General features: G+C 42.6%; 11 protein-coding genes. All 11 read right to left on the bottom strand.

Going from position 1 to position 13,948, the window contains the following annotated elements; genetic code table 11:
* Positions 1-61: 61 nt before the first annotated feature.
* A complete protein-coding gene (locus ACIFQM_RS08900; RefSeq protein ID WP_430047691.1) occupies positions 62-379 on the bottom strand; it encodes a hypothetical protein in 318 nt (105 codons plus the stop codon).
* On the bottom strand, positions 376-873 hold the full coding sequence (locus ACIFQM_RS08895) for a hypothetical protein (RefSeq protein WP_430039603.1): 498 nt from the start codon (positions 871-873) through the stop codon (positions 376-378). The genes ACIFQM_RS08900 and ACIFQM_RS08895 overlap by 4 nt, the downstream gene beginning before the upstream one ends.
* A 167-nt stretch (positions 874-1,040) precedes the next feature.
* Complete coding sequence (locus ACIFQM_RS08890; RefSeq protein ID WP_430039606.1) at positions 1,041-1,577, bottom strand: sigma-70 family RNA polymerase sigma factor; 537 nt, start codon at positions 1,575-1,577, stop codon at positions 1,041-1,043.
* Between the two features lie 526 nt (positions 1,578-2,103).
* Positions 2,104-2,364 (bottom strand): hypothetical protein, encoded by a 261-nt coding sequence (locus tag ACIFQM_RS08885; protein ID WP_430039609.1) that lies wholly within the window; start codon positions 2,362-2,364, stop codon positions 2,104-2,106.
* 136 nt (positions 2,365-2,500) lie between these two features.
* Positions 2,501-6,490, bottom strand: a complete 3,990-nt coding sequence (locus ACIFQM_RS08880; RefSeq protein ID WP_430065314.1) for a DNRLRE domain-containing protein — start codon at positions 6,488-6,490, stop codon at positions 2,501-2,503.
* A 36-nt stretch (positions 6,491-6,526) separates the two neighbouring features.
* Positions 6,527-9,310, bottom strand: coding sequence for a filamentous hemagglutinin (locus ACIFQM_RS08875; RefSeq protein WP_430065312.1), 2,784 nt, complete (start codon positions 9,308-9,310; stop codon positions 6,527-6,529).
* Positions 9,295-9,912 (bottom strand): hypothetical protein, encoded by a 618-nt coding sequence (locus tag ACIFQM_RS08870; protein WP_430039617.1) that lies wholly within the window; start codon positions 9,910-9,912, stop codon positions 9,295-9,297. The genes ACIFQM_RS08875 and ACIFQM_RS08870 overlap by 16 nt, the downstream gene beginning before the upstream one ends.
* A 36-nt stretch (positions 9,913-9,948) precedes the next feature.
* Positions 9,949-10,443: a hypothetical protein gene (locus ACIFQM_RS08865; protein WP_025682889.1), complete on the bottom strand. Its 495-nt coding sequence runs from the start codon at positions 10,441-10,443 to the stop codon at positions 9,949-9,951.
* 207 nt (positions 10,444-10,650) lie between these two features.
* Entirely contained in the window at positions 10,651-11,871 is a 1,221-nt protein-coding gene (locus ACIFQM_RS08860) for a hypothetical protein (protein WP_430039620.1), read from the bottom strand.
* A 143-nt stretch (positions 11,872-12,014) separates the two neighbouring features.
* Entirely contained in the window at positions 12,015-12,848 is an 834-nt protein-coding gene (locus ACIFQM_RS08855) for a hypothetical protein (protein ID WP_430039622.1), read from the bottom strand.
* Between the two features lie 14 nt (positions 12,849-12,862).
* A complete protein-coding gene (locus ACIFQM_RS08850; RefSeq protein WP_430039745.1) occupies positions 12,863-13,948 on the bottom strand; it encodes a cell adhesion protein in 1,086 nt (361 codons plus the stop codon).

Raw genomic sequence — 13,948 nt, 5'->3', positions numbered from 1 at the left:
GAATAGTTAATGAGATACGTATGGCCGGAATCATCACGATTCATATCATTTCCTCCAGAGTTTATTTATAGCGATAGTCTGTAAAATCCTTAAGATGGATTTCCACCCGATTCAGGTTACAGTCTGGTTCATCTGCTAGCGTTTGTTCCAGCCTTTCAAACATAAGCAGTATCCCTTTGCTCACAGGCGGCTTACATGTGTCTTCACCTGCATCGTATCTCGCCCACCACTTCCTCAGGGATTCCATTGTTAGGGTCTGATTGATATAATCCCCACAGTGCTTACACCAAAGAACAAGGGATTGATCGCATTCCATTTCTTCAGGAACAAAAGAAGATTCCGCCCCACAATGGGGGCATTTATTCATATAACCGATCATGTTCTATAACCTCGTTCCTGTTGCTGTTCCTTAAACCCAGCAGGTAGAGAAACAGGATCATAGCTTGGGTTCGCTATACCGTTTAGACGAAGGGTAACCTTCGGGTCTGTCAAAAAATAATAGGATACTTCTATTCTTTTGCGGTCAGCACTCTCCGTGTAAAATTCAAAACAAAATTCTCGCCCACCCTTTACAGGATGAGCTACCTGAAAATAGAGACCTTCACTATAATCTTTACAATATACGTGGTTAACAATTACATTTTCATCAACCACTAAGGACCAATAATCGGCAGGGGTAATAACATCCGCCTTTATTGAAATAGCGAAAAACTCCAGATCATTAGATATCTTAAAGGTGTCTGTTACCTTTCTTTTACCTTCTAAAGCTCTTAAACCATCTATATCAACCCTGCGACTTGCTATGCAGGGCCTTGTTTTGGTAGGATAGAAAGGTGGATCTAATCTTCCACCAACTATATAGCGACTCAACATGTAAACTACCTTCCTTTTTAACAATTTTCATTCAATTTTCAGAATCATTCACTTGCAATGCCTCGGCCAGATATGTATACTAAAAATGTATAGTAAGGGGCAGTGCGTAGTGCCTTTCTATTTCCTTTTGGATTTGATTTTATTCTGATACTGGTATATCAGAATGTTTATTTGTCAATCTCTGTTTTATAGAGATCTCTTAGTTTTTTCACGGCTCGACAAGCATGGGATTTATGAATATTAAGATAATGGGCGATTTCTGTAGGTTTCATATCCATTCCTTCTTCAGTGAATAGCATGAAATTTATGATTCGTTGCTCCTGTTTTGTGAATCTGTTACGGCTGCTTAAGTAGTCTACTTTCACGTCTGCTAATTTAAATCCGTAATCATTCACTTGAACCGAGTAATAATTGGCCATTGAGCCTTCTTCATCTGTGCCATCGCAAAAGTTAACGGTTGTACTGAACTGTGTAATTTTACGTTTTTTTTTACGATAATAGTCAACCACAGAACGTTTAATGACCGTATGCGAAAACGTAGATATATCCTTTTTTATATTCCCTTTGTGAATCGCTGTCAGAATTTGAACGATCGAATCCTGTTTCACATCTTCTCGATCCTCCTCGTTAACACCACGAAGTATAAAGTTAAAAATATGATTTAAGGTATCTGGGTTAAATGTGCTAACATTTGTTGTTATCATTGCGGTTCTCCTATTTAATAGTTTATTTTAATTCAATAGGTTCCAATTCACTCTGTTCCCTCCTTAAAACAGGTATCACAACTCCTTTCCAAATTTCGATATTCGACAATTAGTTTCCACTTTTTTCTTTATCTTACCCTGCTCTTTTTTTAATACGTAATACATTTGAATCAGTTCCATTTACCTAATTGAATATATATTTTTTAGGATTCTACTCTATTAGTCGTCATATCTATCAGAAGAGTTGCAATTTATATATTTCTTTTTAAAAATACGAACTTATGTTCTCATTCTAATAGGTATATATAACCTTGTCAATTCCTAACATTGATTGATGTTATTTTCATCTGGTTATATTGTTTCATTTTTTTGTGTATACATCTTTAAAAGCAAGTCTTTTGAATCAATTTGAACATGTTTCTTAAGACCTATTCCAACATCCCTTTGGAAACTGTCGAAGTTTCTCGATAGCCTCCATTAGTACTTCATTTCAAACGTCCGTTTGCTTTCCCTATAAATCTATTTCCTATCCACCTTCAAGTCTGGCTACCAATGCCTCTACCTTCGCATTCAAGGATCTGTTTTCTGCAAGCAAGCTTAAATTTTCGGTCTGAAGTACAGCTATCTCTTCACTTAAGCGATGGATTTCCTCCTTATGACTTGACAAGGCATCCATTAAAGTAACCCGAAAAGCCTGCTCATCTTTGGACAATAGCTCTCGTTCTTTAACCTTATTATTGCTACGACCGCTGGCGTAGCCGATGACTCCTGAAATGCCCGTACCCATGACTCCAATAACTGCGGTTATTACATTTATATCCAGCCCATGTCACCTGCCTTTTGCCTATTTTCTTCCCTCACAGGTTCAATATAAGTAAAAATCAGTAAAACTTAACCCCTGCTACGAATAGCAGGGGTTAAGCTTACATGATAAAGCAGTATCCGTATTCTGTAGCCACATCTATGCTGGAAGCCATCTCATCATACACCTGAACCTGTATAGCCCCAGGTAGTAATGATTTCTGCCACACGGAAATTTGGCCTTTTAGTATAGATCTTTTCCAAATGTCCATAGAACCATGAAGATCATTTTGTCGATACTGTCTGACCACCACTGAGCCAGTGACAATGGATTTCTCCCACACTCTCATATCACTTTGCAAGCTTATTTGGGCTGTCCTTCTCAACGTTAGATAGCCTGTGATATGACTATGTTCCCGAATCGACAAATCGGATGGAAGCTCTGTTTGCTCTGAATGTCGAACGGTAACGTGAGCATATTTATCATACGCTGCGTCCCGCCTAATCCCCACTTCAGCATTCAGATCATGGTGTTCTATCACACGAACCGATAGTTCGGTATCCAAGTCCTGCTGATCGGTAAGGCGCACCGAGATTCGAGACCATCTATCCGATTCACGGCTTTTCCGTGCAATGATCCTGCCTTTAAGTTCAGATTTCTCCCAAGTTTTTACGTAAAGCTCACTTGAAATAGAGTCCAAATGACTACGTCTGATCCGCAGATGAGAAGACTGATCTGTATGGCTGTCTACTCGAACCTTTAGGTTAGAGCCCAGATTACCGGATCTTACTCCTACTGCAATTTCCAGATCAGAAATGAGCTTAACCCGCACTGTAATTCTTGACTGCATATCCATTCTTTTATGGTACGGAATGGATATAGAGGCCCATAAATTCCCTGAAAGTACAGTAAGACTTGAAGGCACATCTTTTTTCGGCCAGATCGCTATACTTGATCTCAAAGAAGTATAATGCGGTATTGTGACCGTTGAAGGTAGCCTGGAATGCACTTTTGTTCTTACAGACAAATCGGATATGAGCAGGTTACTAAACACAATTTGTAGCCTGCCGTAAAAATCAGGATTGTGGATATTCATATCCGCAGACATATCTTGCCTATCAAGTATACGCCCCTCCACCATCAGATCCGCTTCACGAGATCTACGGACTGCAATAGAGCTTTTCTTTACTGCTCCCTGAAAGACGGTTATGCTCCCTAATATATTAGGGATACTCAGTTCCATACCGGAAGAGATATCCTGATGCTCTGTCCTTCTTACACGGATCGACCCAAGCGTTTCCTTACGATTGACAAGAATCGTTGCCGTAAGCTCGGGAAACGGAGCTGCCCAGCGGGTAACGCTCAGTTCGGAAGCAAGGTTCTCCCTGTAAAGAACATACATATTCGAAGGTACGATTTTTCTATTCACCGATAGGGTACTGTCTACTGAATTCTCACGTGCAACAGCAATAACAAGCCGGGCCTCCAAAGATTGATTATCCTTGCGGCGTACGGACACTTTACCGTTAAAGTTAGGTACCGTCACTGTGATATCGCCCAGGATCTCCCTTTGGTTATGGACAAACAAGCTTCCCTTCCAAACCGTTGCTCCATAGGACTGTTTGATGCGAAACGAAGCAGGAAGATGAGACATCTTACTTACACGAGAAGCAAGGCCACCTTCTATGCTATTCCTGCCCAAGCTATAGATACGAGTATCATAGTAGGTAATATTCAATATAGGACGGTACGATTTTTGCTCCTTGGTAAAAAAACGAATACTTCCATTTTCAAATTCATCCAGAGCTTTAAGGATATAGCCAAAATTCTGTCTTGTTCCTTCATGCCATGCACGAATGGAATCAGTCACATCAAAAGAAATGTATCCTGAATCTCCACCTACGTCATGAACGATGTTTATACCGTCATAGGGTGAATTAGGACTGCTAAAGCCAAACGGAAACGGTTGGTTTTGCCAGGTAACTCCATATTCTGTCCATTCCCTGGATGCTTCAATGAGCTGTATCCCCTTCAGGGGTACGTTGCGACCATCGAAATATACTTTGAGCTCGGCAGATTTAATCGTCGTATTTTTCTTGGGAATAGAAGCTGTATTCAAATCAAAGCCAACATAAGATCTGTATCTCTCCTGAGCCGAGGCAGAATATCCGACATACATTTGTTCCTCAACACCATAGTTTAATCTGGGCTGAGACTCACGAACAAAAGCATCTTTATTAGAATACATGATCGTCGTGTACGTTGGAGGCTCGATAACATCATATCTGCCTTTCATCCAGGTATAGGGTGCAACTCCTATAGATGAAGTCATATCTGAAACTTCCCGAACCGTCATTACAGACGGAAGATCATCATAACTCCGAGAAGTTATCCGGTATCTGCCGGTAGACTGGGTAAAGGACGCAATAGATAAGAATGAAGGTAGATTCTCCGTTTTCTTAATTTCCAGACTGGAATAAAGCTCTATAACATGACTTTTACGAATATGGTAATGCCCTATTAATCGGGTATGGATACCTACCAGAATGCTACTGTGTAGATCAGATATTCTTGGTACCGTCAGGAAGGAGGTTAAGTCTTCGGCTCCAAGAGACTCTATACCATATTTCACGGCCAAGTGAGTATGAGTTCGTACAGACAATGATGAATATATTTGATGAATAGACTTAATTTGCAGGCTGGAGCTGAGGTCAGCAGGCTCGATCCCCCGCACCTGATATCTTCCGCTGACTCTTGCTTGAGCTTTAACTTTTAAGCTGCCGGTGATATGATTAGGCTTTTGGACCTCTATTGCAGCTTTGAGGTTTTGCTCCTGAGCAGCATGAATATCATATTTGGCGGCTAAGGTAGTACTTGCTTGAACCGATATACGGGAAGGTAATCCCTGTTGCACAACATTCAGGCTGGAAAGCAAATCATTTGGCATGAGCCGCTTCACATCGTATGTGGCTACTGCTATAGCTGATGAACTAACACTCAGCATGGCAATAAGATGATCGGATACCTTAACTGCCAGCCTACCTTGGACATCGCTGTTATCCGCAGGTAGGATACCGTAGCGAGCCTTTACTGCTGCTTTCCCTGACGTATTAACACCCAGCACGGCTGCAAGATGATCCGCTACTTTAACTTCAATAGTACTCTGTACATCATCATGATCCGCAGGGCGGGTCGCATAGTGCGCTTTTACAGAAACATGAGTATTAATATGCATATTGCTTACTATATGACTAGGCTTTTTAACGGTTATATGTGAAGACATGTCAGCCATGTCGGTAGGAATAATGGTCTGCTTCCCTTGAACTTCCCCGCTAATTCCCACTTGCAGGGATGCAGTGAGATTTTTCCTTTCTGGTACTCTCATATAAATCTGCATGTCAGAATGCCCTGTCCCCAAAAGGTAACCAGACATATAGTTTGTAACGATTTCATCCATCGTTAACGCAGCATTGTACATCCGTACAACAGGAATATATCCACGAAACCCTTGGCTATCCTCTATACTGTGTTTACCAATAAAAAGTCCATCTGGCTGTTTGGTATGTTCAGTAATTTCAGCTTGCACGTTTCCCTGAGGAGCGCCGTTCAGAAAAGTAGATAGATTGCCTGTAATTTCGTCATATGCGCCAACAATATGATACCATTCATTTCTGGGTAACTTCCCTAAGTTGGCATATGCTTTTCTCGTACGGGTCGCAACCTGAAGCTCCAATTCCCCCACAGGGTTAAACATGACCAAAATGCCCTGGGTATCGTTCAACCATCCCCCGGAAGACAAAACAACGTTGCCCCCGATATAATATATCCACACTTCAAAGGTAACACTGGCGACAGTCCTAGAGGTATCCGCGCCTGTACATTGGATATAATGGCTCGTCCCGTTAAAAAACAGGGCATAGGGATCGGCGAGAGTGTTTCTGCCTCCCCAACCATCATCTTTCGTAAAATGGAAGCCCTTCAGTATGCCGTGATTTCCTTTACCACTCAAATCATACCATTGCGAAGTGGGTTTTGAGTTGGAGCCAACCTCCAAACCTTGATCGGCAAGGGAAGCGTGAAGGGAAAGGATTAATCCTCTCTTACTAAACATGAACATCACGCCCTATTCCATTGTATTGGAACATCATTACATGGGGCTTGCCTTCGCCCTTAGATCAAACGTTCCACCCGTCTTCACTGCAATATCCGACTTGATTCGGACATAGAACTTTTCCGCGCCGCCCTTGGCCAAGGTGCCATTAAAGGCTAATTCCTGAGCAGGTAAAAACGGAGTATCCGACATGCTTAAATCAATTTCCATCCCTTTGGCTACTGTCGTGCTGTCCACCCATGCTTTGAGCTGATTTACCGGGAAATCAGCATTATTCTGCAACCATACTGGTTTTGGAGAAGAGGTTTGGCTTGCGACTAATGTACCAAACTCCAGGTAACGCAGCCGCTCTCCTGCATTATCCGTATAGTATTTACCAAATTCATTACGGAAGCCGAGCAACGGTAGATCAAGAGGCAGGAGCTTCCTTAATGCGGGATAACCGTCATTGTATTTAGGGTCCATGATCCATATATCATCAAAATTCCAGGCCGTATTGGAGTAGGTTCCCCTGTACTTCATTTCACGGGTGGTCAGACCTGATCCCCCTGTACCGGAAGTAGTCTTATACAATTCCTTATCAAAGTAATTATGTGAAAAGACTCCACTTCCTGTGTAAATAAATCCATTCAATCCGGAGGAAGCAAATGCCTTGCCTAACGCGATGCACCGTCTGATCGTGAGGGTAGCCGTATTTCCACCAAATCCACCCACCGTTTTTCCATTTAACTCCGCAACTGTACAGCAATCCTCCACTATAGAAGAACTAATACCGTAACCTAGAAATCCACCCAAGTAATCCCCTGTACTTTCGCCTTTACCAGAAGCATAGCATCTGCGTATCATTCCATTACCCGTTATATAACCTGCAAACACTCCACAATAATCTACTCCTGTAGCAGTTACATTTACACTACAGTCCTCTACGATTCCATCCGTAGTTATTTGTCCTACCAAACCGGCTCCATGACTTCCTGTACTTGTAACTTTGCAATATGAAAAGGTATCGACATGGCAATTGCTAATAGTAGATTTGGAAAGCTGACCAACTAATGCCGACGTATAATGATTACCTGTAACATTACAATCAATAATATCCAGATTCTTGATCCATCCGCCCATCATGTAGCCAAACAGACTTACAAATTGATCATTGGGACGATAGATGAATAAGTTAGCAACACAGCGCCCTCCACCATCAACATACCCTTTGAAGTATGACTCTTTCCCCACAAGATTAAAGCCAATAGGGTAAAATCCGGCGTCCGCCTGGAATTGTGTCATTTTGATATCATCTTCAAATTTAAAATAAAATCCATTACGGAACCAACGCATTTGGGAAAGATCAAACTCCGTCAGGATAATGAAAGGATCCGCCTTTGTACCTGCTCCACTTTGATATCGAATGAACTGACGATGCTCAGGATACCCTCCATTGTAATCTTGGCTCATGTACCAATAAATAGTGAAATCCCAATTCTCAAATGTGGAGATAGTCTTTAATTCGAACGTGAATTTCCCTACGCCTGCTGCACTTGTTTGAATTCCGGAGGTTTCTATATCCCAGTAACAATTTGTTATTGCAGAAGAAATATTAGTATTACCTATAAAGCCTCCAATACTGCTTCTTTCCCGAGCTAATGTGATATCCTCAACCGTGCCTGTAGAGTAACAATATCCTATCGAAAGTGATCCAGATTGGTGGGTTACATCTCCAATGAACCCTCCGGCAATATTGCCTGCTGATCGAACGTTACACTTATAATTATATGAGTAATTAATGATTGAGCTTCCTGAATAACTACGGATATCTTGATATAGATAACCGATTAACCCACCAACATATCCATTCTGACCTTCTACTACTCCTGAAATAACATTACAGTTATATATTGAAGTATCAGTTGCACAGCCTATTAAAGCTCCTGTATATCCCTTTTTGTTAGTGATGCTAGGATCAATCATTCTTACATTACGTATTGTTGCAGACCTGGTATATCCAAATAAACCAACATAATTTCTATCCTGATTCATAAACAAGCTTTTTATTGAATACCCATTTCCATCATACACACCTGTAAACATGAGATTGGAACTGCCACTACCGATTGGCGTAAATCCCTCTCCGGTTTGAAAGCTGCCCATGACAATATCCCTGTCCTGCATATACCAGGCTCCAGGCTTCTTTCGTACATCATCCAAATCCTGTTCGGTAGAAACAATATAAGGATCTGCCTGCGTACCACCACCACCGGAGAAATGATCGACATAAATATAGGTCTGACCATCGACCTTTTCATAATAGGGTCTTACGCCGTCCGTCTCTTCCTTCGTCTTCACATAGGCCAACTCAGCAATACCGTCTTCATCCGTATCACTGACCACATACACATCCGAATAATCATCATAGGGTAAAATAATCGTTCCGCTAAGGTTGGAGGCTCCATGCACATAAGCGAACTCACGGCCAAACGGAATCTGTTCACGGGTTTCCGCATCCAATACATGCTGCACCCGATCTCTGCCTACGATGTCAATTCCCGTCGGATCGACGGTATCCAAAATAATCGTGGAAGCTATTTTATTCTCGTAAAAGGAATCAGCCAATTCCTTATATTCCTGATACATCTGCTCTTCATCAGGTGTTAATGTATCATTGACATCCAGCTTTTTTTCCTGCAGCTCTTCAAATTCTTCTTTAATACTTTCCCAACCATTTGGAGTGAGAACTTCTACAGGATATGGGTATATACTGAAAACTGACTTTTTATTGATGTTATCCACTTCAATCGTATAATTACGAATTACTGAACCAGCCAATTCAATTCACCTCCGATATCGGGTTTTAATGGAGCACTGAATTCCTGTGTAACCAGGCCGTTTACCTTGATCTGTAATTTACCATTCAGTTCCGTATTGGATACGAGTCTCAATGCCATATGAACGGGTGCGTTGAATGGAATCTTACAGATCGCTTTGACATGAAATTCAACATGGTCAATCAGAAGTGCCGCCTTATATCCAAAATTAAATTGGGTAATCGTACTGCTCATTACACCTTTTTCTCCAGCGGCGGCAGGACTGTAGTTGGGTAATCCAGATGCCTCCGCATCCTTATATGAAATAATGTCTCTGTAGGATTGAAACACATTACCCGTCAGGTTATAGTCTTTGTCCGGCGTTGAATATACCAGTTCCACCATCCTGCCAGCTAATTTGAAAATACCGTCACTTTCAAAAAAAAAGGTTTGGCCATGCCCTACCATGCCAAAGCGAATCAAATTATCTCTTTGAATGGCGTAAAAGCTGTTTTCTGCCTGAGTGACAAAATCATACTCAGAAAGGTGAGTACCGTCCGTGTACTCACCTAGCCAAATAAAATCCTGTGACACAGGAGAATATCCGTTACATTGTGCAAACATAGATATTCTTCCTCCCATTGTATCGGATATCAGTTGTTAGACGTATTGATAGGCCACACGTGTCAGAAAGTTAACGTTTCCTGCCGTAGCTGTAGCTGGAACGCTTGCTTGTAGTGTCACTTGTGTGTAATTGCCTTTGGAGTTCCCTACGGAGCCATCGTTGATAACGCCCAGAATTTCCTTGTTTCCCGGCGAAAAGGTTCCCTTGGAATTGACCGTGTTCCCGCCCGCCTGAATGACCTTCGTCGCTGTCCCGCCAATTGAAGTAAAGCTGGATTCTGCCATACTATCCACACGTACCTGAATCCATGTATTCAGGACCAGCTCACCACTATCCCCACCTGAGCTATCCTTGGTCGTAATGGTGCAATTGGTCATCGTAGAGAAGTCAGTGTTTACATTTCCCCGGTTGTTCCAAATAAGTACACCCAGGGATGGAGAAGAAGATCCTGCGTCTATCGTCCCGATCTCCCATTTTGACAATGTTGTTACGTTGTCTGTTTTAAGCCATGATACTGCTGGTGCTGGCATGTTTTTTCCTCCTTCATTTTAGAAAAGATAAAATAAAACTCTTCGCCACGTTCTTCATGGCATACTCAATATAAGTAACTAGAATCGAAAACTAACATTCTGCGGAAATAAAACCTACAAACTCTTTAGAGGTAGACATAAATACACCCCTTAGCTGCTGCGAATGAGCATATACTCGTTCACGCTTCTAAGGGGTGCTGCTATTACTTATTCAGCCTTTTTATACTGAATGAACAAGACATCCGGTACATCTCCGACAACCTTCAACGTATCCGGCGTAAAGTTAAAGCCTGTAATCAATCCGCTGACATCCTTGATATAGGTAAAGTTAATACCTGGTGTTTGGAGCTGCCCATTGATGGCCAGACGTACCGTTTTGTCTTTGGCTTTTCCCTTTTTTAGAGTGTATTCCGTCTCGCCCCCAACTGCTTCAAATACCTCTTCTTCATCCGCAGCTTCGATCGTGCCCACTTTCACACTTAATGCTTTGAACGCAGCATCTGCCGCCTTCTCCAAATCAAGAATACGACCTTCCGCATGACCAAAAGCACCTGCTTTGAAGTAACCATTTGAAGAATCTGCATCCCGGTCATTCATTCCATTCATCAAATCCTCAGAAGATTTCAAGCGCTGCGCCAAATGGCTGAGAGCCAACTGTAAAGTCACTCCGCTATAGTTCGGATCTGTCGCAACCCCAATCAATTGTCCGCCCGTAGCAGACGCCAACCGATCCCGGATAGCCTGATCCGCATCTATGCGATCTTGTACCTCCTGGCGAATCTGGTCTTGAATTGAAACGCCCAGATTCGAATTACCGTCATTATCCAGCGTTCCCGTCGAACCATATACATCCTTCATCAGCTGAATCAGGTTCATATAGGCCTTGGCATCGGTGGCCCCTTCCACGAATCCGCTACCACCTTGAATGATCGCATCCGAAGGAATGACAGACAAATTCGTGCGAATCACGAAACGATAATCAATCTTGCCCGCTTTTGCATCAAATGTATAAGGCTGCTCTTTGCCCCCTTCTACACTATAAAATTTCAAAAGGTAGCTGCCTTTACTTTCTTCAAGACGACCGTATACCACGTCAGAATCGCTGTCTCCAATCGGGCTATCTGTACCAGCGGCGCGAAGCTGCACCTTCTCGGTCAGTACGACACCCTCCACCTTGGCTCCGGTCGAGACAGCTCTTGTACCGATATCGCCCGATACATCCAGTTGTGTGCTGCCAGCAACCGCTTTTTCATTAACCTGTACAAATACATCAATCTTGGTGTCTTCCAAAATTTCACGGTGATTATGAAACTGGAGGTCAATGTACTTCTCTGCAATCTTGTTCGCTTCGTCAAAATGTTGATTCCGCAACAGCTTGTTATTCAACTGTTCACCACGAAATCTCGCAATACCTCTTGTTTCTGCCATAACATACCTCTCCTTGTCGGGATTTTACAAAATCCTCTTTTATGTTTTGTTACGAATGCAGTATAAGTTTGCTTGATGCCTTCTTATCCGATATTGTAGTCATATTTTATTTTAAATCATTAATTTTTACCTTATTTTCTATTTTATATAGTAACGACAATTTCTAGGGTCAGGCCTCTTAAGCCTTCGCCTGCCACATGAGTGTAAATACGAAAATGATCATTTTTTTGAATCAGAGGATCGGACAGAACATAGGGTAAGTTGCTCGTATTACTAGACTTCTCACCTGCATGAATGGTCAGGTTGCGGCTGAAAATATTAGTCCATCGCGGCAATGTTTCATAGTCATACTGTGAGCATTTTTCAATGGAAAACTCACTTTTACTCGTCCCGTACACTCCGCAAGAAGCATATATTTCTCTGATCTTACCTTCGAAGGGGAACCTCATTTCATATTTACAGGGACCCAGCGGAATTCGTTCCAGCACAAATACCATCGTTTTGACCTCTGCCCGCTCCTGAATATAATCCAGCCTGTCATCCAGGCGGTGAAACTGGACATCACGCTCCGTATATTTACGGGCCGATGCAATTTCTTCCTCCAGTCTTTTGAACCTGAGATCATCAATACCGCTTCCGCCCCCTTGACGATACTCAGGCTTCCAGGTGCGGATATATATTTCATCATTAATCACGAGAGGAATGTGCTGTCCTGCCAAGGGATGCTCCAGCGGATAAGTACCCAAATCGAGACGAATCGTGTTTTCGTCCACTTCCTCATATCCACCCTGAACCAGCAAATGCTGCCCATTCAGATATACGTCCAGCATCTTTGTACCCAATATATAAGGATGTGTCAGACGGATGTACAAGTCTTTATTCTTGTCCAGGTAGGCCTGATCCACAATAATCTCCTGCTCGTTCCAATAGATTAGTTCATTTCCATATCTGCGCAACGTCATCTTCGTACCAGCCAAAATCCAACACCTCCTTATATATGAGTAATATCCAAAATAAAATGAAGAGGCTTGATGCCAAAGTGCTCATTTTTGCGCTCTATCCTCATCCAGAATTTCATCTTGCCGTCGGGGGGGAGAGTTCCCATAGGGAGTCGCTGCATATAATCCCCTTGAGGATGATCTGATCCATCATCATGGCTCAAGTCCGCCCATTCATAACCAAATTCCTCCAGATATTTCAGGATACCCATGGAGATCTGCTCGGCCTTCTTATTTTTTGAGGGATTATATAGCTCCATCTGAACCTGTATGGTATTGTCATACATCGTGCCCAGGTAGGTTTCCCCGCTTAAACTAAGCTCTTTATCCTTCCACAGCACACGAAGATCGGTACCATACAGATACAGATCACCACCGTACATATCCATTGCCCCAAGGCTCGATAAAAGAACTCCATTTTCATCATAAACCCTCAGTATTCCGCTAAAGGGCATCGTTGGAAGCTCCAGATGAGCCCCTGTCCATGTGGGCTCTACTTTAGAGGAAGCAATAGCATATCCGTCGGAATCGCATAAAAACACGGAATAGCCCTCCGGCAAATTCCCCATCGTTATTTTGTTGCTTTTACATAACACAAGCCTGTCTAAACGAAGTTTTTCATATTCATCACGCTGTGGATTTTTTAAGAGGACACCTATTTTTTCAGCCGACAGATCAGCCGAGTCAAATAGCTCCCACCCCAATCCGCGATCAGCATAAAAAATCCATCGGTTGCCCTTTTTCTCTGCCCGCCATCGGCTATACTCCCGGGTTGTCGTATCCTTACTCTCCAGGAATTCCAGCCGATGGTAGCCATCCTGCCAGATGACAATCCCCCCCTCGTCACCATATGCAATAGGAACATAGTCAGCAGTAACTTCTAACAGCAGGGTAGGCTCATCCTTTGGTGCATCAAACAAAAGCATGGTTTCCGGTTCTGTGTGGGACATGATTAACTGCTGCAAGCCTGTATCCAGGGTACAAGCCGTTGTCGGAGATAATTGGTAGCGGGAATGGATTTCTCCACTTAGGAACGCATCATCAAAAATCAATCCACTCCATTTCTTGTAAATCCCCAT

This window comes from Paenibacillus sp. NRS-1782 (genome assembly GCF_050467685.1).
In the GTDB taxonomy this organism is placed as follows: domain Bacteria; phylum Bacillota; class Bacilli; order Paenibacillales; family Paenibacillaceae; genus Paenibacillus; species Paenibacillus terrae_A.
The sequence above is the reverse complement of the archived record's forward strand: the minus strand, read 5'-3'. Positions and strand labels throughout refer to the sequence as shown.